Annotated in this window: 15 protein-coding genes; 12 read left to right on the top strand and 3 right to left on the bottom strand. The window is 47.1% G+C overall.

Annotation, left to right across the window (positions count from 1 at the left end):
• The first annotated feature begins 72 nt into the window (after positions 1–72).
• The 5 genes from GV030_RS08630 (at position 73) to GV030_RS08610 (ending at position 4718) form a co-directional block, all read left to right on the top strand.
• A complete protein-coding gene (locus GV030_RS08630; protein ID WP_159581784.1) occupies positions 73–1038 on the top strand; it encodes a toll/interleukin-1 receptor domain-containing protein in 966 nt (321 codons plus the stop codon).
• Between the two features lie 1028 nt (positions 1039–2066).
• Positions 2067–2492 carry a DUF1330 domain-containing protein gene (locus GV030_RS08625; RefSeq protein ID WP_159581782.1) on the top strand — a complete coding sequence of 142 codons (426 nt, stop codon included), beginning with the start codon at positions 2067–2069 and terminating at the stop codon, positions 2490–2492.
• 408 nt (positions 2493–2900) lie between these two features.
• Entirely contained in the window at positions 2901–3266 is a 366-nt protein-coding gene (locus GV030_RS08620) for a hypothetical protein (RefSeq protein WP_159581780.1), read from the top strand.
• Between the two features lie 36 nt (positions 3267–3302).
• Complete coding sequence (locus GV030_RS08615) at positions 3303–3446, top strand: hypothetical protein (RefSeq protein WP_159581778.1); 144 nt, start codon at positions 3303–3305, stop codon at positions 3444–3446.
• A 48-nt stretch (positions 3447–3494) separates the two neighbouring features.
• A complete protein-coding gene (locus tag GV030_RS08610) occupies positions 3495–4718 on the top strand; it encodes a carcinine hydrolase/isopenicillin-N N-acyltransferase family protein (RefSeq protein ID WP_159581776.1) in 1224 nt (407 codons plus the stop codon).
• Positions 4719–4916: 198 nt separating this feature from the next.
• Here GV030_RS08610 and GV030_RS08605 read toward each other — a convergent pair whose 3' ends face one another.
• Complete coding sequence (locus tag GV030_RS08605) at positions 4917–5381, bottom strand: SRPBCC family protein (protein WP_221413311.1); 465 nt, start codon at positions 5379–5381, stop codon at positions 4917–4919.
• A gap of 502 nt (positions 5382–5883) precedes the next feature.
• Between GV030_RS08605 and GV030_RS08600 the strand changes: the two genes are divergently transcribed.
• On the top strand, positions 5884–9312 hold the full coding sequence (locus tag GV030_RS08600; protein WP_159581774.1) for an alpha-amylase family glycosyl hydrolase: 3429 nt from the start codon (positions 5884–5886) through the stop codon (positions 9310–9312).
• Between the two features lie 285 nt (positions 9313–9597).
• On the opposite strand, the gene GV030_RS08595 is transcribed toward GV030_RS08600, so the two are convergent.
• Positions 9598–10848: a sodium:proton antiporter gene (locus tag GV030_RS08595; RefSeq protein WP_159581772.1), complete on the bottom strand. Its 1251-nt coding sequence runs from the start codon at positions 10846–10848 to the stop codon at positions 9598–9600.
• A gap of 594 nt (positions 10849–11442) precedes the next feature.
• On the opposite strand from GV030_RS08595, the gene GV030_RS08590 reads away from it, so the two are divergent.
• The 3 genes from GV030_RS08590 (at position 11443) to GV030_RS08580 (ending at position 14874) form a co-directional block, all read left to right on the top strand.
• Entirely contained in the window at positions 11443–12963 is a 1521-nt protein-coding gene (locus tag GV030_RS08590; protein WP_159581770.1) for a serine hydrolase, read from the top strand.
• Positions 12964–13032: 69 nt separating this feature from the next.
• Positions 13033–13911, top strand: a complete 879-nt coding sequence (locus GV030_RS08585) for a polysaccharide lyase (RefSeq protein ID WP_159581768.1) — start codon at positions 13033–13035, stop codon at positions 13909–13911.
• Between the two features lie 90 nt (positions 13912–14001).
• Entirely contained in the window at positions 14002–14874 is an 873-nt protein-coding gene (locus GV030_RS08580) for a hypothetical protein (RefSeq protein ID WP_159581766.1), read from the top strand.
• On the opposite strand, the gene GV030_RS08575 is transcribed toward GV030_RS08580, so the two are convergent.
• On the bottom strand, positions 14864–15862 hold the full coding sequence (locus GV030_RS08575; protein WP_159581764.1) for a Gfo/Idh/MocA family protein: 999 nt from the start codon (positions 15860–15862) through the stop codon (positions 14864–14866). The genes GV030_RS08580 and GV030_RS08575 overlap by 11 nt on opposite strands.
• A 154-nt stretch (positions 15863–16016) precedes the next feature.
• Between GV030_RS08575 and GV030_RS08570 the strand changes: the two genes are divergently transcribed.
• The 3 genes from GV030_RS08570 to GV030_RS08560 all read left to right on the top strand — a co-directional run bounded on the left by GV030_RS08570 (position 16017) and on the right by GV030_RS08560 (position 23217).
• On the top strand, positions 16017–17315 hold the full coding sequence (locus GV030_RS08570; protein ID WP_159581762.1) for a T9SS type A sorting domain-containing protein: 1299 nt from the start codon (positions 16017–16019) through the stop codon (positions 17313–17315).
• 5 nt (positions 17316–17320) lie between these two features.
• The gene (locus GV030_RS08565; RefSeq protein ID WP_221413310.1) at positions 17321–18982 is read left to right on the top strand and encodes a hypothetical protein; all 1662 of its coding nucleotides are present in this window, start codon (positions 17321–17323) and stop codon (positions 18980–18982) included.
• Positions 18983–19050: 68 nt separating this feature from the next.
• On the top strand, positions 19051–23217 hold the full coding sequence (locus GV030_RS08560; RefSeq protein WP_159581760.1) for a two-component regulator propeller domain-containing protein: 4167 nt from the start codon (positions 19051–19053) through the stop codon (positions 23215–23217).
• Positions 23218–23371: the final 154 nt, after the last annotated feature.

Below are 23371 nucleotides of genomic sequence, written 5' to 3'. Positions count from 1 at the left end.
AACTGTTAGATTTGGTAGAAGGCGGCTGGCAGCCAGGGGGTTGTTGGTCGGTTGTTAAGACAATTATCTGCAATGAGAAAGAAACTCTTCATTAGTTATTCTGATTTCGACAAAGAAAAAATTGAACTGATTATATCCGAATTGGAAAATCATAACACCTTCGAACCACTTGTTATTGCTTCAAACCGAGAAGCTCTTAAACCTCTGGTGAAAAAGGTGACTGATGGAATAGAAAGTAGTTTTGTAATCATCCCAATCTTAACTGCTAAGTCAATCTCAACTCAGTGGATTAATCAAGAAATCGGTTATTCAATAGCGATAAAGAAAAGTGTAAAACCAATTGTTGAACATCAGATTATCAAGTCGTTAAAGGGATTCATACATAAGCAAGTTGACCTCCCATATAGTTATGAATCTCAGGATGAAAAGGAAATCGAGAATACTAACTTTTTAAAAGCATTTAGAGATTTAGTGTCTGATCTTGAATCCGAGGAAGAACCCTCAGGAAAGCAAGAATCGAAGAATCCATTTGACGAAACGTTAGAGAGAGTTGAAAGGCTAAAAACAAAAAGAGACTTTGAAAGAAAACGTCAAAGCTTTCTTGAATCGACTGAAGCTGTTGAGAAATCCGAAGAGGAAGTTCTAAGAATGTTTGACCTGATCAAACAAAGATTGCATCAGCTTAGGGAAAAAGGTGTGAACTTTGGAACTGAGGAAGACCCAAATCAACCATCTTTTGTATTTAGGTCGAATGGTTTTAGTTGTAGTTTTTATTGGGTGATAGCTTATAGCAATTCAACATCAGATGCTAAATTATGGGTTAAGTATTGGAAGGGACATTTCACTTCTAATAATCAGGCGATATTCTACCCTGGGAATGAACCTCAAGAAAATAAGGCCCAGACATTTGCTTTAGACGTTGATGAGGATTTCAACTTTATCTGGCGAATCAACACATCTAAACTAAAAACTGAAGAAATCGTCAACGACGCATTTAACTGGATTTTTGACAGAATAGGAGAAAAAGGGCTGAACTAAAAAGCTCCTCACAGATGCTCATCCGCCAGGTGCCTCTCGATAGCTATCGGGAGTGCTTTCTGAAAGTTCATCAAAACTCGGCCGTCCCACCTTCATTCTTTCTGCCCTTAGACTTGCAAAACGCATTTCTTCGTGGATGCCATTGTGGTGGTTGGGCAGATTCGCTACCTTTCTGCTTTCTATCAGCTCCGGACACACGGCGGATAGCTGGTTAGCGGCAACCAGCGTAACTCAAGAAATGATCAATTGGCTCAAATATTTACGGAACGAATTTGGAAAGAAGAGCTTCTTAAATCGATTCATCGTGCCGACTGCTGGAATATTCTTTACCTGGGGATTCTTGGGACACCTTTATATGACGAACTTCCAACTTAACGACTTAACTCCTCTTGAGGGTCGAATAACTTATATCGACATAGTACCAGAAAAGTCAATTAGTCAATCTGGAGGAACATATCATCCATTGATGATTCGTTTGGACACGGGATCAGAACTCTACCGACTACACGAGGAATTCAAGTTCAAATTTGACGAACTTTTGAACCAAGTTAGTGAAGGGGATGTGGTAACTCTCTACAAACGGAACAGAACACAAGCTTTCCTAACTTGGGGAAGAGGGAACGACATATTTCAGATTGACTCTAACAACACAACTCTTTTCAAACTTGAATGGATGCTGAACTACAAAAAGAATCAGATGGCAACATTTGGAATCTTTGCAGTGATATGTTGGATCGCTTACTCAGTCTACTGGATCGAACGAACTCGAAACAAAAAGGTAGCCGCCAAAAGTCGCAGCTGCCCACCCCCTCCAAAATCCAAATACGATCGGTAATCTCCTACTGTCTCTATTAGTAGCCCAACAATTAAGCGTGCCAGACATCCTGGATGTATACCTCTATGGCTAACAATGGTTTGTTTGATATTCAAAATCCATTAGATTTGATTGAGACAGGTAGCTGATGCCCAAAAAGGGGTTTCAGACTGGCTGTTGAGTGTTTTTTGAACCAAATTGTAATAGAAAAAATATGCGCAAATACATGGACGCAAGCCCTGAAGCGGGTAAGGAATTTTATCAACATTTTCACAACAAAGGAAAGGTAGTGATGCTGAACTTACTGAAGTTTAGAGCCACGGCTGACTATACCAACTTGGAGGCATTGAAGCCCGCAGAGGAAATCAGCGGAGAAGAAGCGTACCAATTATACATGAAGAGCACACTGCCCGAATTAGAAAAGGCCGGAAGCCGGGTAATCTATTATGGCAAGAGCAAAAGCTTTCTCATTGGGCCCGATACTGAAAAATGGGATGCTGTATTGTTGGTAGAGCACGAGTCTGTTTCGAGGTTTATGGAATTTGCACAGAATGGAGATTATCTGAAAAACGCGGGGCATCGTACTGCGGCATTGGAGGATTCGAGGTTGCTGCCGACCAATGAAATGAGCTTTACCTGAGCCTGCCAGGTGCTCCAATGAACCAGAAGATTCCGGTATTTGTCCCTCGCTGCGCTCGTCCAAAACCGGAATGACGTAACGGGAAGAGAACGTCATTCCGGTTTCTGAGGCACGAAGAAGACCGGAATCTTAGGCAATAGTGATTAAGTATCCATTTCGTGCCCCTTCTCGGAGTGGTCTCCAACCAGTGAGACGCAGATGACGAGTTACGCATCTTCCCGATGAACGTACACCCCTATAGCCGATAATGGTTTGTTCAGGATTGAAAAACTGCTAGATTTGGTATAGGTAGGTGACGGTCATTGATGGTTTAGTCGGTGGGTGTACCATTATCACATTTAATTAAAATATAGGATGGTAGAATTATCTTTAGAGTATTGGAATAAACTTTCGAGTCAATTCATTCTAATGTCAGTATTTCTAGGCGGGTTTTCCATAGCACTTACAGCCAATTTGCTGATTAGTAAATCGGAAACCCGACTTCTCAATATCATTTTGAAACTGGCTACCACTTCTTCTGCTGGATTTCTTACCACTGTATTTGCAATGACAAATATCTTAATGAGGACTACAGATGGTTATCCTGGTGCTATCGCTGAAAGTGGATTAAATACACCAAGAATAATTGGGTTTTTGGGGTATATAGTCGGGGTTTTTTCACTCTTGACGATCATAGGATTGTCTGGATGGACAAAGTCTAAAGGGACAGGGATTTTCACAACCGTAGTAAGTGTAATTACATTGATTTTCTTTTTAATCTCTGCCGTTTCATAAAGGAGGGAGTACAACATTCTACAAAAAGACATAGGCATGCGTACTCTACCAACTGCATCCGAACTCGATCATGAAATCCTCCAGCAGGGTAGTGAAGCCCCCGGTGCTGCCCATTCTGCTAGCGCTAATGATTTCGTCTTGCTACTTGCAGGCAACCGTGCAGGATGCCTGTATAGCTAACAATGGTTTGTTTGAGATTGGAAATCTGCTACAAATGGATCCAGCATAATGATCAAAAGACTTAGTATTATTCCGATATTATTCTTGACAACTACAGTGTGCTGGTGTTGCACCATTTTTTGTGCACGAGACCAGCATGGCCAAATGTGGGCTGGCAACAATGAAGACTTTTATTGGTATAATTTTTCAACGCATATCCAAATTGTAACAGAGACAGATTCAACTTTAGCTTTCATATTTTTCGATTATCCTAACAACAATTTTCCCCAAGGTGGAATAAATGAAGCTGGCTTGTTCTTTGATATCAATTTGGTTGAGGCATCAGAAGTAAAAAATGTTCCTTTTAAGAAAGTGTTCCCAGGCTCTTCAAGTGATCTGATGTTGCATATGCTAGGACGGTGCAAATCAGTTCATGAAGTAATTGAACTTTTTGACTCTTACTCCCTATCTGAAATGAATACTGCACAAATCCATTTAGCTGATAAACAAGGAAATAAAGGCATAATAACAGCTGATAGTAGTTGGCTATCTACTCAGAGTTTTCAAGTTTCCACTAATTATAATCTTTGTCACAAAGATGATGACTACAAAAGATGCTGGCGTTACCCTATTGCAACTTCATTGCTGAAAAATTCTGAACCAAGTTTTGAGCTATTCAGTCAGATTTGCGACTCAACCGCCCAGCGCCAGGGTGCCTTCACCATTTATTCCAATGTTCATAATCTCACTACTGGAGAAATCTGGTTGTACTATGCGTGGAATTACAATAATCCATACAAAACATCATTTAAAGAGATGACTCAACTGGGTGATACCACCATTTTGTTTCGAGACTTATTTCCTGAGCAACCTGTCGTGCAAGCCTACAATAAGTACAAATCGTATGGTTTCAAATCAGGTTTAGACGTTTTGAAAAACATTAAAAATTTAGCATTAAGAAAGGAAAAGCTTAAACTGATTTCGCTTGATGCCCTTTTTTTATTTGATTTTCTTCTACAATCTGGTAGAATAGAAACGACTGATGATGATGATCTCATTTCTGAAATTATTGATGCTTCCGATGATACGGAATTACTCATGTTAATAACGAATCAAAAAGTATCTCAACACAACAAAGAAATGGCAAGGAAAAAGTTGGAAAGCATACAAAAATCCAGATTTAATGACACCTTGGCTTTGCTCGCGGTTGCAAGCATTGGATTTATCGTTATTCTAATTTTTGCATTCAAACGAAAAACGAATAAGCAGCTCACAAATGCTAAAAATGAATAGCCAGACGCTCCCATGCAAACAGAGCTTTTTGATATAACAGAGCAAAACGGAGCTGCCGTGCATCCAGCAAACTAGGGCGCATACTCATTTTAGTTGAGCGTTGTCTTATCGCCTTATTGATTCCCACCACCACGACCCGTCTAGTGAGCGCATCACAATAAAAATTCACAATCTATCCTGAACCGTCCGGAGGTAAGCTCACTCCGGACGCTGGGCAAACTTATCTCCCGTCAGGTGGAGCTGGATGCCGTGCTCCAGGTAAGCCTTCATGCCGTCCAGCAGGGTGGTGAACCCCCCGGTGCTGTCCTTCAGCGCCGCGATGAGCGCATCGCCGGTTTCATGAAACCCAAAGTGCCGGATGACCACATAGGTCTGATTAGGGGCGTAGGCCTCCAGCTCAAAGACCACCGAGGTGGAGGGCTCTCCCCACGCTATGGCGATGCGCCGGTTTTCGATGATCTCGCCTACGCGTACCTCCGCTGTGGCATTGTACATTTCCCACGCCCAGGTCACCGTCTTCCCAGTTTCCAGCCTACCACTGGATTTGGTAAACCAAAAGTTCACCGTGATTTCCGGGTTGATGAGCGCTTCAAATACAACCTTCGCAGGTTTGCGGATGAGCATTTGGCATACTACTGTGTGTGCGTGGTTTTCGGTTGTCATGGTGTTCTATGGTTGTGAGATGCGCCTTTACGTGATCTTAATATTTGTAATTTTCAAATTCGAGTGATTGTTTTTTAAAATACCATCAAAACGAAAGGTATTATTTCGCTAATAAAATGATTTTAATAAAAATCGAGTCATTTTTTATCAAATACCCCCTTATATGCTTTCTATATTTCTAAAAGGATCCCGGGTGTCTAACTATTTGTTTTTCAACTGAGTAAGCATTTCTGCCGGGGAGTATTTTCTATATCCCCGACGCGTTTTTTTGGTTTGCCTCCATTCGTGACTTGCTTTAGGATTATGAATTGTAGTGGGGCCGCCTCCACATGAGCGGCACTCACATTTGTTTCACCTTAACCAAAAGCGAACATGTTAATGACTACCAGCTTCAGAGATCGCAGGCAAATCCGCCACTGAGATTTCTCCACGGTTCCCCTTCGATAGGCATTTTTAAAATCACTCCACGCTGAAGAAGTATTTAAAACCTAAAACTATTAAAATGATGAAAACTTTATACAGTCGTTTGGCCGGTCTTTGGCTACTGATCCTGATGACCATTTCCCAATTAGCACTGGCGCAGGATCCTGCTCAGTACGGCACCCCATTCGCAGGAGTACCTGACCGGATGGATGCCAATATCTACCAAATGAACCTGAGGGAATACAGCTCCTCGCGAGATATTGCCGGAGCGCGTGCCAACCTCCAGAGGGTTCGGGATCTGGGCATCAATGTACTCTATCTGATGCCGATCTTCCCGGTGAGCACAGACAGCCAGGCCTCAGGTTCGCCCTATGCCAATTCGGATTACAAATCGGTGGCACCAGACCTGGGTACGCTCAATGACCTTAGGGGCCTGGTGCAGGATGCTCACAATATGGGCATGGCCGTGATTCTCGACTTTATTGTAAACCAGACTGGATGGGATCATCCCTGGGTGTCGCAGCATCCTGACTGGTACATAAAGGATGGTAGTGGAAATACGACCTCCCCATGTCCGGCACCAGATTTTTGCTTCGGTGATGTGGCAGGCATAGACCTCACTCAGAGCGGAGCTGCCAATGCCATGGTGGACGCGATGCGTTACTGGATCTTTGCAGCCAATGTTGATGGCTTTCGCTTCGACTGGGCCGACCAGCCACCGCAGGCGTTTTGGAACAGTGCCATCAGTAATTTACGGGGAATCAGTACGCATGATTTGCTGCTCCTGGCGGAAGGGTCAAATGAGGGGACCAACTCAGGATGTACTACCTGTGGACAAAACCAGCCTGGGGCGCATTATGCTCAGGGGTTCGATTACATATTCGGCACCAACTTCTACTGGAATGTGATGAAGAAAATCTGGAACTCGGGCGAACCCGTAACCAATCTGGATGGTGTGACAGCCGGTGAATACAATGGAGCCAGCTCCACACAGCTGGTGGCGAGATTTTTAAGCAATCATGACGATTACAACGCCGATGGCTCACCGTTTTCATTCCTCAATGGCGGGAGAAATGCCGTCATGTCTGCCTTTGCACTGGCGACTTACCACCGGGGGGTGCCTTTTGTGTACAATGGGATCGAGGTGGGCAACACCAATCCGTTGACGTATCCATGGAATTCAGGAACCATCAACTGGTCGCAGGACTTGACAGTTTACACCGAGATGCAGAAGATCCTCAATGCCCGAAATAACAGCGTGGCACTCAGGAGGGGACAGCCTACCTCTTACATCGACCCGGCCAATACCAACCCGAATGTGATTGCCTTTACCAAAGAAAGCGGAGGAGAGAAAGTAGCCGTATTGATCAACCCAAGAGGAAGCAACAGCACATTTACCATCCCATCCGGTATGGCTGGGTCCTACACTGACATTTTCAATCCGGGTACTTCTGTGAGCTGGACCACCGGCCAGAATGTTACCCTCACCCCGTATCAGTACATTGTAGTGTCCAATGGAAATGTACCGCAGGTAGACGTGATCGGTATCGCTGTGAATCCGGCCAGTGCCAGCATCTATGCCGGGCTGACCACTCAGCTTTCGGCATCCGTGCAGCCATCTAACGCCACCAACCAAAACGTAACCTGGTCTTCCAGCAATACCAGTGTGGCTACCGTGAATACTTCCGGACTGGTAACGGCGATCGCTGTGGGTACGGCCACCATCACTGCTACTACTCAGGACGGTGGCTTCACGGATACTTCAGTGATCACCGTGAATACCGCTCCGAGCTTTACCGTGCATTTCTACAGGCCATCCGCATGGGGTACCGGCATCAATATCTACTGGTGGGCTGCACAGCCGTCAGGGGTTTTGGCAGACGGATCCTGGCCGGGTGTGGCCATGACCAATGAGGGTGGAGACTGGTATGCCCACACCTTCACCAATGTGACCACTACCAACCTGATCTTCAATGATGGCACCAGCCAGTCGGCGGATTTATCCAGAGGTTCAGATGGCTGGTATCAGAATGGAATCTGGTATAACAGCAACCCCGGAGCGTGCAGCCCTACAGCAATCACGCCCTACACACAGGTGAATGGTGGTGCGTGGAATCAGACAGCCAGTGCCACCCTGGATGCAGGTGGATCGGTGGCTTTCGGCCCACAGCCTACCTCTGGTGGATCGTGGAGCTGGTCCGGACCCAATAGTTTCTCCGCGACTACCCGTGAGGTTACCCTGACCAATGTACAGGTGAGCCAATCCGGTAATTACGTGGCCACTTATACCAATGTGGGTGGATGCACCAGTACACAGACCTTCTCCCTTACGGTCAATTCCATTGGGCAGACACCTTTCGGAGGATCGGCGCGAGCCATCCCCGGCACCATCGAGGCAGAAGACTTTGACAATGGAGGCGAGGGTACGGCCTTTCATGACAATGACGCCAGCAACAATGGCGGTCAGTATCGTACCTCAGAAGGGGTAGACATAGAGGCATGTTCTGAAGGAGGCTATAGTGTGGGCTGGACCAATGCTGGTGAATGGCTGGAGTATTCGGTCAATGTATCTGCAGCAGGCAACTATGATATTGCCGTGAGAGTGGCAGGTGCAGTAGGTGGTACGGTTCGGCTGGAGTTTGATGGCGTAGACAAAACGGGCAACCTCACAGTGCCAAATACCGGAGGATGGCAAAGCTGGCAAACCGTGACGGCTACCGGCGTTAGTCTAAGCGCTGGCAGTCAGATCATGCGTATTTACATGAATTCAGGTGGTTACAATCTGAATAATGTGACCATCACCACAGCATCAGGTGGCGGTGGCGGTAGTGCCTACCGTATCAAAAACAGATGGCAGGGCACCTATTTGTATGACAATGGTAGTCAGGCGGCCTATGGCAATCCTTCGGTCGGAGACCAGTCGTCTCATTGGACATTGGAGAGTGTGGATGGTCACACGGCGATCAAGAATGTGGCTACAGGTGATTACCTGAACATAGAAACCCTGCAGAGCTATGTAGAGTGTACAAATATTGGTACTGGTGCCTGGAGTGCGCAGTGGGCGCTGGAGGACTTTGACGGTCACAAGCGCATTCGCAACAGGTGGCAGTCAGGTGACTATGTCCACATTGAAAACCTCACAGGCTATGCGCAGCATGGTTCGGTCTACAATGGTGCATACAGCGGGCATTGGACACTGGAGGCTGTGAGTGGTTCCAGGTTAGGAGCTGAGCTAATCCCTACACAGGTGTTCAGTTCATCGGTAGCGGTTTATCCCAATCCGTTTACCAGTCAGGTACAGATCAAAATTCAGTCTCAGGAAGGAAAGGATCATCAGATTTCCGTATGGGACATGTCTGGTAAGCAGGTGCTTTACCAGGTCGAAAGCGCTGATGAGCATGGGGTTGTCAATCAGTTATTGAATACAGCATCCCTCAAGGCGGGTATTTATTTCTTCAAGGTGCAGTCTGGTGAACAGTTGAAAACCTTCAAGATGATCAAAGATTAATCTGAGTTTACTCGGAATTTTGTTAAGCCGGAGCCCTTTTGGGTTCCGGTTTATTTTTTGTAGGTGAAAATGTCTGATCCTTCGACGGAGCTCACCCCAGATGGGAAGAAAATGCCTGCTATCGAATCTGAGAGCCTCTGACTGGATGAGATTCCCGCCTGCGCGGGATGACGGTTCCAAACGGCGATACTCATCCGCTTTCGGATTACAATTTGGGCACAAGAAATGGGATTTTCTTTTCGGAGGATTGATGTGTGCACCTCTATGGAGAAAAAAGGAAATCTATTAATCAGGTTCCGAACCCTTCAAAACCTTCTTCACCAAAGGAGCGATGGTTAACCCCTGAACGATGATAGAGAATACCACGATCACATAGGTGACGGTAAGGAAGAGCTCACGCCCCATCTGAGGTTCCAAGGACAAAGCCAAAGCTATAGAAATACCCCCTCTGATACCGCCCCAGGTCATGATTAGGTTCGATTGGGGGATGAAGTTCAGTTTGTTTTTAAAAATGGCCACAGGGCCAGAGAGCGCAATATACCTTGCCAAAAGTGCCAGAGGAATAGCCATCAAGCCAAACAGGAAATAGGCACCATTCATAGTGACAACCAGTAATTCAAGTCCGATCAACACAAAAAGAACGGCATTGAGCAGGACGTCTATGAGCTCCCAAAATTTGTCAACATACAAGTGCGTATTGTCTGACCAGGCGATTTTTGGGGCTTTGTTGCCAAGAAAAATCCCGGCTACCACTACAGCGAGTGGTCCGGATACGTGTAAGTAATGGGCCAAAGCAGAAACGCCCATGACCAACGCCAAAGTAATGATCACCTCCGTTTCATAATGATCTATGACTTTCATCAACCGGAAAGCACCCCAGCCTGCCAGTAAGCCAAGTATAAGCCCCCCAGCTACTTCCGACACAAACAACAAACTCACATCGGTAAAACTCATGGAATCCAGTCCTTGTTGAGCGATTTTGAAAAGTACAATGAAAATGACCACACCCACGCCATCGTTAAACAACGACTCGCCCACAATCTTGGTCTCGAGCTTCTTGGGGGCATTGGCTTCCTTCAATATTCCCAAGACCGCAATGGGGTCGGTAGGAGAGATGAGGGCACCAAAAAGAAGACAGTATACGTAATCGATGGGATAGCTAAAGGCCATGAATAAATAATACATCATGGTGCCGATCAGAAAAGTAGAGAGTACTACGCCAATGGTGGCAAAAAGAGCAATGGGCCCTTTTTGCTTTTTGAGAGCATCAAGTTTGGTGTGTAAGGCCCCGGCAAACAGCAAGAAGCTGAGCATTACATCAAGCAGTGCCGTCTCAAAATCTACCGATTGGATCAGTAGCTTGGCTTCATCCAGGATGTAATGATTAAAACTTCCCAAAATGGTGATCCCTACAGTGAAAACAATGGCAATGATCATCAGGCCAATGGTAAAAGGCAGTTTCAGGAATTTGGTATTGATGAATGCAAAAATGGCCGAAAGGATAATCAGGATTGTGATAATGTTGAAGATACTCATGGTGTTTTTACAAGTAATAGTTCGGATGATTCGGCAATATACGGTGTAATTGCCGTGTGTGTCGGTTTGGTGTATTGGGAGGTGTGTCTGCACACCTACATGGAGCAAATAGGATAAGAAATGACCTTTTCACGCTGATCCAGGCATTGTCACTCTTTCGATAGCTTATACCAGAAAGTGAAAATGTCTGATGCTTCGACGGAGCTCAGCATGACATTTTCTATCTCTGGCATTATCACGCTGAGTCTGGCATTGTTATTCTGATTTTAGTATGACATTTTCAAGGCAAAGCGTCTATGGGCATTGTCACTCTGATCTCCTCGAAGAGTAAGACAATGCCTTATTATATCGATCTACCTTACCATCTGTCTGATGGTACGACGGAGCTCACCATGACAGATGGGAAGAAAATGCCTGTTATCGAATCTGAGAGCTTCTGACTGGATGAGATTCTCCTTCCTATTCGTCTGAGAGAAAGGCAGCGACCTTTTTATATTTTGAAAATACCCCAATCAAACGTACTATTTTATACCTATTTGTGAATTTTGGAGTATAAAATACCGGTCAAATTGCAATGAACACAATATCGCAATTATGGTACTTGATAGAAGAATCTGCTCACTCGTCTTTTTTTGCCTCGCACTCACCCAATGCAGCCCGGTACAGGATACTTCCTCTTATAAAGCACGCCTGGACATTCCGGCACTCAAAAGTTTTACCCAATCAGTAGTTCAAACCTATCCGCTGCCCGCTATGGCTGTAGTGGTGGTCACACGCGATACGGCCTATTACCTTACCACTGGCTACAGTGATCTGGCCAGGAAGATACCATTTACAGATTCCACGGTGTTTTTCGCCGGAGGATTCTCAGAGCTGTTGGTGGCGAGTACAGCACTTCGTCTGCAGCAAGTAGGCAAACTCAGCTTGCAGGACCCGGTGGTCAGGGAGCTGCCCTACTTTCAGATGCAGGGGGACTACCAGCGCATTTCAGCACATCATCTGCTTACCCACACTTCTGGTATTCCTCATTTCAATCCGGCCTGGGATATGCCGGCCTATGAGGAGGACGCATTGGAGGCCACCACTCGCAGCATTATTTTTCAGGATGTAATGTTTGCGCCCGGCACCCAATGCAAACGGTCGCCTTATAACTATGATATCCTGGCCGATCTGATGGCCAAGTCTGAGCAGAAGTCTTTCGAAGAGGTGGTACATGCCGAAACGCTGGCGCCTCTTGGGATGCGCCACTCCAGCTTCTTTCCGGATACTTCATCGGCAGAGCTGGCCCGGCCACATGAGATCCTCAACTGGATCAGCTATGACCTCAGGGAATCGGAGATTTATCCATATACCCGCGAAAATGCGGGGAGCTTTGGCCTGCATACTACAGTGGGCGATATGGCCAAATGGATGCAAATGGTTTTGAGAACAGACACGGTTCAGGGAGGTCTTTCATCGGCTTCTATTGATCAGCTGATGACTGCCCACTACAAAACCGGAGAAAATACCTACAAGGGTTATGGCTGGGAGATCAGAGACTCGGAAGGCATGCGGGTATTTCACAACAGCTGGAATGCTGGCGGCTTCAGTGGTGACCTCAGTGTGATTCCCGCAGAGGAAATGGCAGTGATGGTACTCTCCAACACCTCTGACGATTTTAATCCCTCTGTCATTAGCGAGCACATTCTCGATCACCTGCATGGGGCATCGCTGAGTACAGTGAAATATCCCATTCACATCGCTATGAGCCGAAAACTCAATGAGGGACGCTGCCTGGAGGAAGTATTGGCCTGGCACGACAGCCTGATGATGGCAGGCGGGGGCGATTACCTGATGGGGCCTGCTTTACTGGGGCAACTGGGGGTCAATCTTCTGCACAGGCTTTCCCGAATGGAAGATGCCACCGAGGTATTTCTGCACGCTGTCCAGCTTTATCCTGAATCTCCAGAGGCACATCTGAACCTGGCTGAGGCCCTCCTTACTTCGGGTCTCCTGGCCGAGGCAAAAACACACTTTGAAGAGGCCATGAAACTGAGGCCGTCCATGAATTCTCCCTATGTAAGCTTTCTGCGAGAGCAGCTCGCAGTGGCTCAGGAGAATCAGGCTTCATCCTAAAGAAATTTTCCAACCACGATTCTTTGACAGGATCATTTATTTATTTCTAACCAATTAAAAACGATTACCATGATCAACAATCAACACCAATTGAAGGCCCTGAGCCTGTGTGCTATTCTGGGCTTTGGCCTGCTCTTTACGGGCTGCCAGGAGGACGTCACGGAGCCCTCGGCCATCATCGATGCAGATGCAGCCACTGAGGCTCGGGCGATCTACTCCAGCCGTGAGGTTTATTTCACCCGCTCCAATGGGCAGGTTTCATCCTCCACCGCTTCTTCCGATTTCGGGAATGTTTCCGGCTGGGATGCAGGGGCTACCTACATTTCTTCTAATACCCTTCGAATCACCCTGGCAGCGAATGTAGTGGGAACCTCCGGGGGTATGGAGTCCAGAATTGATGTTTCGGACGGTACAGAGTACTGGCTGGAGTATAAAGTGAGATTCCACAGCCAGTTTGACTGGAGCCGTGGTGGCAAAGTAGGTTGGGGCTTTCAGGTAGGCGATGGAGTGACAGGCTGCAGAGCCAGTGATGCCCAGGCCGGAAACGGAGGCAGCATGCGCGCCATGTGGTATTCGCCAAACTCTAGTGACAGCCGGGTGTATTTCCAGCCCTATCTATATCATCAGGGCATGACCAGCAACTGCGGTGAGTCATTTGGTGCTACATATCCGAGCTCCGGAGCATTGTCCAGAGGTACCTGGTACACCATTGGGTTTTATATGAAATCTAATACAGGAAGTTCCTACAATGGCACCGCCGAGATGAAAGTGAATGGAAGCACTGTTTTGAGAAGAGACAACATCAAATGGGCTTCTTCTGACTCTAAGCGAAAAGTAAAGGGACTGTACTACTCTGTGTTCAGAGGTGGAAGCCAGAGTTACTGGGGTTCCAGTAGCACAGGTTACATCTATTTTGATGACTTGAAATGGGCAAGAATCAGTAGCTAAACCCAGAGCACTGTCCCGGGGAGGAGGAGAGCAGATCACAGGAGCTTGTCGGATGGAACTCTCCAAGGCACTGGGACAGTGCTTGTTTTTATGAAAATAAGACTCATCATATTCTTCAATTTGTTCGTTGCGGAACTTATTGCTCACGGACAGACCCAACTGACCGCAGGGATGAGCTATACCCGGCAAAGCCTCACCTGGTCCATAGCAGGCAACCTCAATGGCACCTCGCCCAATATTTTTTCAGAACTGAAATGGCAACGTGTGATGGGAGTAGGAGCCCTGGTAGCCTACCAACATCCCATCACAGACAGGATAGTAGCTTTCGCTGAGCACCAGCATCAATTATTGGTGCAAGGGAGCGTCACCGATAGTGACTATGAGGGGGATGATCGTACCGGACGTGTGTTTTTTGCCAAAGAGGATGCCGGGAAGGGATATACCCTGGCCAGTCAGGGCGGCTTATTGTATCAGGTGTGCAAAAGGAAAAGCATGACCTTCACCCTTGGTGGGGGCTACGGACTTATGAGCCAGCGCTTTTTTCTGCTCAATGAAAAGATGGGATTGCGTAGCTCTTATACCAATCAATGGTATGGACCGCTACTCACAGGTAGGTTGCAATTGCTGGCCGAAAGCGCCTTTGGGATCACCCTCAAAACCACTTATCATCAGGTGCGATACCATGCCACCGGCAACTGGAACCTGATCGAGCGTTTCCAGCATCCGGTGAGTTTCAGGCATCGAGCCAAAGGTTTCGGACTTGAAAATCAATTGGTCATGTCTTACAAAATGTCTGGGGGATTGTGTGTGGAGGTACGACCTTCCTACGGTTATTGGACCACAGGCATGGGGATCGATACCGTCTACAAAAAAGACCAGTCCACACCCAAAACACGACTGAATGATGTCACCACTGAGGTGCTGGGGGTAGAAGTGGGAGTGGTTTGGAGACTTACGAATTAGCCATCCATTCCATCACCTGGTTGGTACGTGCTCCGCTTACACCTGTGCTCACACACATGCCATTGCCCAATAGGTCGTCCACCACCTGCTGAATGAGTGGCTGCTGTATGTGTTTGGGTAAGTCGAAGGAAAAGACCTTGTCTTCAGAAGCATCTCTCCTCAGCGTCACTTCGGCCTTGCCAAAGGACACATAAGAAATCTCCCCTTTGGAGCCTACAATGGTAGTAATGTCTTTGTCACTCACTTCTCCTGAAGCGAAGCACCAACTGCCGGTACCGAGCACCCCTTTGGTAAACTCAAAGCTGGCGGTTACGATATCCTCGGCTTTGTATTGTCCGCCCTGATTGGCTGAATATCCGCTGGCCTTTCGGATGGGACCAAAAAGGAAATCCAGAAAATCCAGCTGATGGCTGGCCAAATCATAAAAGTATCCTCCGCCGGAAACCTCCGGATTTACCCGCCAATGATTGGTTTGATGGGTGATAATGTCTGGCACCAATGGCTTACACATCCTCACTTCTACAAACCGAACGTCTCCGATAGCACCCGATTCGATCAGTTCTTTGATTTTCAGAAAATGGGGGAGGGCCCGGCGGTAGTAGGCTACGTAGAGTGGTACACCCGCTTTTTCACAAACGGAGATCATTTCCTGACACTCGGCATGGGTTCGGGCCATGGGTTTTTCCACGTACACAGGCTTGCCAGCGTTGGCCGCTTTGATGGTGTATTCCAGGTGTGCATCTGGGGGAGTGGCGATGTAGATGGCATTAACTTTGGGATCATTGATCAGCGCATCGGCATCACTATACCATTTTTCGATCTGGTGGCGCTTGGCATAGTCCTGCGCTTTGTCGGCATTTCTTCGCATGACCGCCTCTATCCTCGAGTTGGCGACCAGGTTCATGGCTGGTGCACTTTTGACTTCACATACATCACCTACCCCTACGATGCCCCAATTCACCTGGTTTTCCTTGATTTTCTTGTTCATTCTCTGTTTTGTGTTCCTACATGCAAATTACAATCATTTATCGTTTAAACACTCCTTTGAGCTGTTTTGAACGATTGTACCCCCAGTTTCGGACGCTGACTACCCGGGCTCTTAATAGGTTTAGGGTCTGAAATTTTTTGGCAACCAACTTCATATGATGAACAACTACCTGAGACTCGGGAAGCAATACTTATTGATTTTAGCAGGTGTATTTCTTTACTATCCATCCATCGCACAAGACACCACGGTCACTACCATATCGGCCGATGGTCCAGGAGATACCTATAGTTTGCTGGAGAGTGCTTTGGGCGGCTCGCCCCTGGAGGTGCCGGATTGTGACCATACGGAAGTTTTCAAACACATAGAAGAGTTGTATGATGACGAGCTCGAACGGAACGTGTTCAAGTTTTACATTCACAAAGACATAGATACTGACCGATGCGAAACGAATGTGGATCGTCAAAGGAATGAAATCAAAGCGTATGACCCTTCTCCCGATTACCTGAAAGCCATTCAGCGTGAGGTGGTCACTTATGAGTGGTTTTTTAAGATTGATGAATTTTTTCAGCCTTCGACCAACTTCACGCATCTCTTTCAGCTGAAAGCTGTGGGTGGTAACGATGCTGCGAATCCGCTGCTGACCATCACACCACGAAAGGGTGATCCTGAGCAGCTTCAGCTCATTCATGGCAGAGGGAGCAACAGCTACACGACGGTCACATACACCGATCTGTCGCTCATCAAAGGCCAATGGGTACAGGCTTACTGCAAAGTGGAGTATGCTGACAATACAGGCACCCTGGATGTCAGTCTGAAACTGCTGGATGGTACCGAAGTGCTGAGCTACACCAGCAACGAAATAGACATGTGGAGAACAGGGTCTTCGTTTGTGCGGCCCAAGTGGGGCATCTACCGCAGTTTGAATGACATTAATTCTCTCCGCGATGAGGAGGTGCTTTTTGCGGATTTTAAGGTATCAGAAATGGGCGCTTGCCCTGCATGGTATGAAGATGCCGATGGGGATGGTATGGGTGACCCCAATTCCTTTGTTTACGCCTGTGAGCGACCTGATGGGTATGTGCAGAACAATGTAGATACCTGCGTGGACTGGTTTGAGGATGCGGACGGCGATGGCCTGGGTAATCCTGAGGTGAGTCAATATGGATGTGCGCAGCCAGCAGGGTATGTAGACAATGCGGATGATCCTGATGATACTAAAAATGCACTGGTCCTGAATGCGACTATTGCACCGAAACCGGAGGTGTACCCCAATCCTGCTACCAACACGATAAAACTTCTGCATATGGAAGGAGCAGAAAACTACCGTGTTTTGGACATGGGAGGCCGTGTGGTTCGGACCGGTAGCGGCTCCGAAATTTCCATTGAGTCATTGATGCCGGGTGTTTACTTTCTGCATACAGAGGGACATGTTTTCAGATTTATCAAAAAGTAAGAGGGATGGAGCTATTCAACAGGACTTACACACTGATTTTAGGCATTTGGGCATGCTCAACCCTGACAGGACAGGCGCAGGATTTACCCGACTTGTTATCCAATAGAGCCATTGCCCAAGCGAATTATCTTCCGGATTTTTCCTATGCCGGGTATCATTTTGGAGAAGATCCACTCCCGGGTTTGACTGAAGGTGAAGTGCTCTACGCCACTGATTTTGGAGTGATTCCCAATGACGGACGGGACGATAGTAAAGCGCTTCAGCAAGCTTTCAGCGCAGCCCATGAGGTACCGGAGCCGGTGACCTTGCAGCTTCCTCCCGGACAAATCATCCTGAGCGAGGTGCTGTATATTGAGCGGAGCCACATGGTATTGAGAGGAAGTGGAAGTGGTGCCAATGGTACCACTATTTACTGCCCCAGGCCCATGAGCTATTTTGCCGATCCTCCAGCGTTATCAGAGCTCCGGGAATATTTGGTGGAGTTGGATAAGCGCCAGCGAGAACCAGAAAATAATCTTGACTTACCTTTTTCACAATATGCCTGGGCGGGTGGGGTGATCTGGACGCGCCAGCCGGGAGTACGCACCAAGGCTTACCTGGACAAGTATGATGCAGAGCCTGTAGTGCTTTGCAAAGTCCTGACAGGTAAGCGTGGCACCCATGAGCTAACCGTATCATCCACCAAGGATCTAAAAGTGGGGCAGGTGGTTCAGATAGAGTGGTACAACACCGAGGGGCAGGAGGGCTCATTGATCAAGGCCTTGTATGGCGAAAGCCCATTGAAAATAGGTACTCATCACTGGAACTATCCCACCCATCCACTGGTGCAGCAGCGTGCGCTCATTACAAGGGTCGCGGGGAATAAAGTGATCATCAAGGATCCACTGCTCATGGATATCAGAGAAGCCTGGGCTCCGACTATGGTGGAGTGGCTCCACCTGGAAGAAGTGGGGATCGAGCACATCCGAATCGCCTTCCCGATGGCACCCAATATCGCCCATCATGTAGAGGAGGGATATAACGCCATTTACCTCACCAGCCTATTCAATGGATGGGTGACAGACGTGAAGATTGAGAATGCAGATAGTGGGATATTGACAGAAGAAATTGCCAATGTGACGGTCAGTGACATAGAAACCTCCGGGGAGAAAATAGCCCACTACTCAGTGGCGATGAGTGGGGTGCACAACGTGCTCGTGCAGCGGTTGCGGGTTCGCAATGTGGTCAGACATCCGTTGAGCTTCAATACCTTTTCTACTAAGAGTGTCTATGCCGACTGCCAGGTGGAGGTGGCTCCCATTCTCGATCAGCATGCCGGGGCTAACCACCAAAATTTGTTTGACAACATCAGGGTGAATGTATCTTTAAACGGAGCAGATGAATACCCCCTGTTTGCAGGAGGAGGTGCTGGCTATTGGAAGCCTGCACATGGCGCTTACACCACTTTTTGGAACATTGGTGTGACCTTCGGAGATGGGTTTGAAACCACCAGAGTGGTGACTTTAAATGGCATGACAGACGGACCCATGGCCCGTTTGCTGGGAATATATGCGAACAGAAAAATAGCGGTAGTTTATGGGCCTGATGCCTATATTGAGCGGGTAAACTCGCGGATCAGTGACATCCCTTCGCTTTATCAGTATCAGCTGGACATGAGGACCAGGTGATGGCAATAGTATGGAGAATATTCCGTAATTTTTACATGTAGGCGTATCCCGAAATGATGAACATAAAGTTGAAAAATACTTTAATTGAGTACAGGAGAGTCTTTTTTGTGATCTCTTTGCTGCTGGTCGGAGGGCTGGGTTTTGGTCAGGAAAATCACAGATTTCGACACCTTTCCACAGCTGATGGGCTTTCGCAGGGCTCAGTGATTGCTATTGCTCAGGATCAAAAAGGATTGTTATGGTTTGCTACACGAGATGGGCTCAACACCTATGATGGCAATCAGTTCACGGTTTTCAGGAATGATCCCAAAGACTCTACGACCATCAGCAACAATGATGTACTGGAAATCCTCACCGATCAGTATGGGGACCTATGGGTGGGCACGTACAATGGACTGAACCGATACAGCTATAGTCAGGGCAGGTTTTACCGGTTTTATAATGACAAGAATGATCCCACCTCCCTGGCCAATAACAGTGTATGGGCCATTCATGAGATGGATAATGGGGAGATCTGGGTCGGCACGGGTGGTGGACTCACCATTTATAAAGATGGGAAGTCGTTCAGAGTGCAGCATGACCCGGCAGATGATAAGAGCTTATCCGGCAATTATGTGGTGGAGATTTTTCAGGATAGCCGTGATGATATCTGGATAGGTACTTCAAAAGGCCTTAACCGGGTATCGGCTCGTGAGGGAAACAAGATATACTTTGATCGCTACCTTTCGGATCCCGGCCAGCAGGGTACTCTTAGCGATAACTTTGTGCAGAGCATTGCGGAAGGTCTGGATGGTACACTTTGGTTTGGTACCAGAGGTGGCCTGCATAGACTGGAGGAGCAAGATCGATTTGTTGCTTTTCACCACGATCCGGCGGACCCCGCGTCCATTAGCAATGACGATGTGAGGTCATTGACCTTTGATGAGGAGGGAAATCTTTGGATAGGTACTTACCGCGGGCTCAATAAAATGAGTACTCCGGGCATTTTCTTGCCAATCCTCAACGATCCCAATGACGCTCAAAGCCTAAGCAAGAACACCATCAAATCCACCTTTATTGATAAGAAAGGCTCCCTATGGGTGGGGGTGTATTATGGCGGGATCAATATGCTGGATGAAACCAATAGTAACTTCAGAAACTACCAGCAGCTGCCAGCTGGCAATGGACTGAGCTATGATGTAGTGAGCTCCATCGTGGAGGATCAGTTCGGGAAGATATTCATCGGTACGGAGGGTGGAGGAATTAATTTTCTCAACCCTAAAAACGGGAAGATCAGCCATCTGAAAGCCACGGGAAAACCTGCAGCTTTGTCCAGCAACAACATCAAGGCGCTGTATCTGGAGTCTGGGAAAAATTTATGGATAGGGACCCTGAATACCGGGATCGATGTTTTTGATACAGAATCGGGTACGTTCAAAGCCCATTTTGATAAAGACCTTGGGCTTAGTCATAATAGCGTATATGCTATTTTGAAGGAAAATGACTCACTCTTTTGGGTGGGTACTTTTGGGGGCGGCCTTCATCTGCTAAATACCCACTCCAAGACCTCAGAAAACATCCTGTATGACCCGGCAGATGCCGGAAGTCTGAGCGATAATCAGGTACGGCTCCTTTGTAAGGATGCCGATGGCAATCTATGGGTAGGCACCCAATACGGACTGAATAAATTGCCGGCTCGAAATATCGCCGACCACAACTACACCTTCGAGCGGTTTTTCTACAACGAACAAAAGAAGTCTGGTGAAGATGTTCTGGTGATTTTTGAAGATCACCTCCGACGCATTTGGGTGGGTACCTATGAATCCGGGCTGAGCCGGTATGACTCACAGCGCAATGAATTCATTTCATTCCCCATTTTTGATTCTTCAGATGGCAACAGCAATGTGATTCACGGCATTTTGGAGGACAGCGAGCATTACCTTTGGGTGAGTTCCAATCAGGGTATTAGCAAAGTGAATCCCGAGAATGGTAACACGCTCACCTTTGATGAGTCCGACGGTCTGGTTTCTAACGAATTCAATAACAACGCCTGTTTCAAAAGCCAGTCCGGTATGATGTATTTTGGCGGGCCTCAGGGACTTTCGGCTTTTTTTCCTGACAAAATCAGAACGAATAGATACGCTCCTTCCACGGTGATCACCGATCTCAAGCTTTTCAACCAGTCGGTGAAAGTGGGCGCGACAGATGGTATTTTGAAAACCTCCATCATGGAGACGCATCAGATTACACTGGATCACGATCAGGCCATTTTCTCACTCGATTTTGCCATACCCAACTTCATCAACCCGGATAAAAACCTCTATGCCTATCGACTGGCCGGGCTGGAAGAAAACTGGAACATCACGCATAAGAATACGGCTACTTATACCATTCAGCGTCCGGGGACGTATGTTTTCAAGGTGAAAGGGGCCAATAATGATGGTATCTGGAGCGAGGACATTACTTCTATGAAGATTGTGGTGAACCCAGCGCCATGGCGTACCTGGTGGGCATTTTCGATCTATTTCATCATCGTGGTGGTGGCCTTGTATGCACTGAACAACATCATGCTGTCACGCTCCAGGCTCCGGCATCAGCTGGAGCTGGAGCACTTTGAAAATGAGCGGCAGAAGTCCGTAAACCAGATGAAACTCCGGTTTTTTACCAACATTTCTCATGAGTTTAGAACACCACTCACCCTCATTCTGGGGCCATTGGAGCAGATTCTGCAAGATTATAAAGGCAGTAATAAGGTGTACAAGCAGCTCAAGGTGATGGAGAAGAACTCTGTCCGATTGCTCAAGCTGGTTAATCAGTTGCTGGATTTCAGAAAGTTTGAAAACAAGCACGAGAAACTCCATGCCGCAGAGGGGAATATGGTGAAGTTTATCGAGGAGATCGTGCTGTCCTTCAGGCAGTATGCCAAGATCCATCAGATCAATTATGAGTTTGACAAAAGCTCGGAGGAAATCAAGGCCTGGTACGATCGGGACAAAATGGAGCGGGTTTTTTATAACCTGATCTCCAATGCCTTTAAGTACACCAACGAAGAAGGGAGTATCCATATCAAGGTCTGGCAGGAGGACAAGCAGTTCTTTTTCAGGATTACTGATACAGGCATTGGGATGGAGCGTGAACACCTCGAGCGCATTTTTGATCGCTTTTATGAGGTGGAGCATACAGAAGCCAGCCCAAAACATCAGCATCAAAAGGGCACAGGTATCGGATTGGCCATCGCCAAAGGAGTGGTAGAAATGCACGGTGGCGTCATCGCAGTAGAAAGTGAAAAAGGAAAGGGCACGGCATTCACGGTAAGTATGCCACTGGGAAAAGATCACCTTCAGGAAGACCAGATCATCAAAGACTTTAAGGACAGTGAGGATGTTTCCACCTATGTGAAGATCAACATGGTGGAAGCCGAGCTGATGGAGTCAGAGGATTCCATCGAGGAGGTGACCCATACAGTGGATGAGGATAAAATGCCTTGCATACTCGTCGTGGAGGACAATCCATCGGTGCGCCGGTTCATTGTGGACGTTTTCAGGGGAGAGTATCGGACAGAGGAGGCTGAAAATGGAATGGAAGGGTTCAAAAAAGCCGTTCAAATCGTGCCGGACCTCATTATCAGTGATGTGATGATGCCCAAAATGGATGGAATTGAATTTTGCTTTCAGGCCAAATCAAACCTCAAAACAAGCCACATTCCCTTCATGTTGCTGACCGCCCGTACTTCGCTGATTTTTAAGTTTGAAGGGTTGGAGTCTGGAGCCGATGAGTACCTCAATAAGCCCTTCAATGTGAAGGAACTCAAGCTGAAGACCAGAAACCTGATCAATACCTACAACAGGCTGCGTGAGAAGTTTGCCAGTGAATCCATCGTGAAACCCAGCGAGATTACCGTTTCTTCGCTGGATGAAAAGCTGCTGAAGCGTGCGCTGGAGATCGTGGATGAAAACATTTCTAACGAGTTTTTTAATATCCAGCTGTTCAGCACCGAACTGGGTGTGAGCCGTACCATGCTCTTCACCAAAGTGAAAGCGTGGACCAATCTCACACCGAACGAATTCATTCATTCGATGCGCATGAAGCGGGCTGCTCAGATCCTCGAGCAAAACAAAGTCTCCGTGGCAGAGGTGAGTTATCATGTGGGATTCTCCAATCCCAAGTATTTCAGCAAGTGCTTTCAGAAATACCACTCGGCTACTCCTACCGAATATGCAGGAAAATTCTCCGTGGCAGAGGTGGATGAGGGCTAAATCTTCGTTTTTAGAAGCTGAAATCGCTTTTTAGGACTCCTTTATACCTACTTCTGGATTTTTGTGACCTCCCAAAGTCCTAAGATTGACCTTGAATTAACAAACGAAAAATTTGTGAAACATCGAATCAGTTTTCTTGAGGTGGCGCTAAGTC

Origin of the sequence: Marinoscillum sp. 108 (genome assembly GCF_902506655.1) — a bacterium.
GTDB classification, from domain to species: Bacteria; Bacteroidota; Bacteroidia; order Cytophagales; family Cyclobacteriaceae; genus Marinoscillum; species Marinoscillum luteum.
The sequence above is the reverse complement of the archived record's forward strand: the minus strand, read 5'-3'. Positions and strand labels throughout refer to the sequence as shown.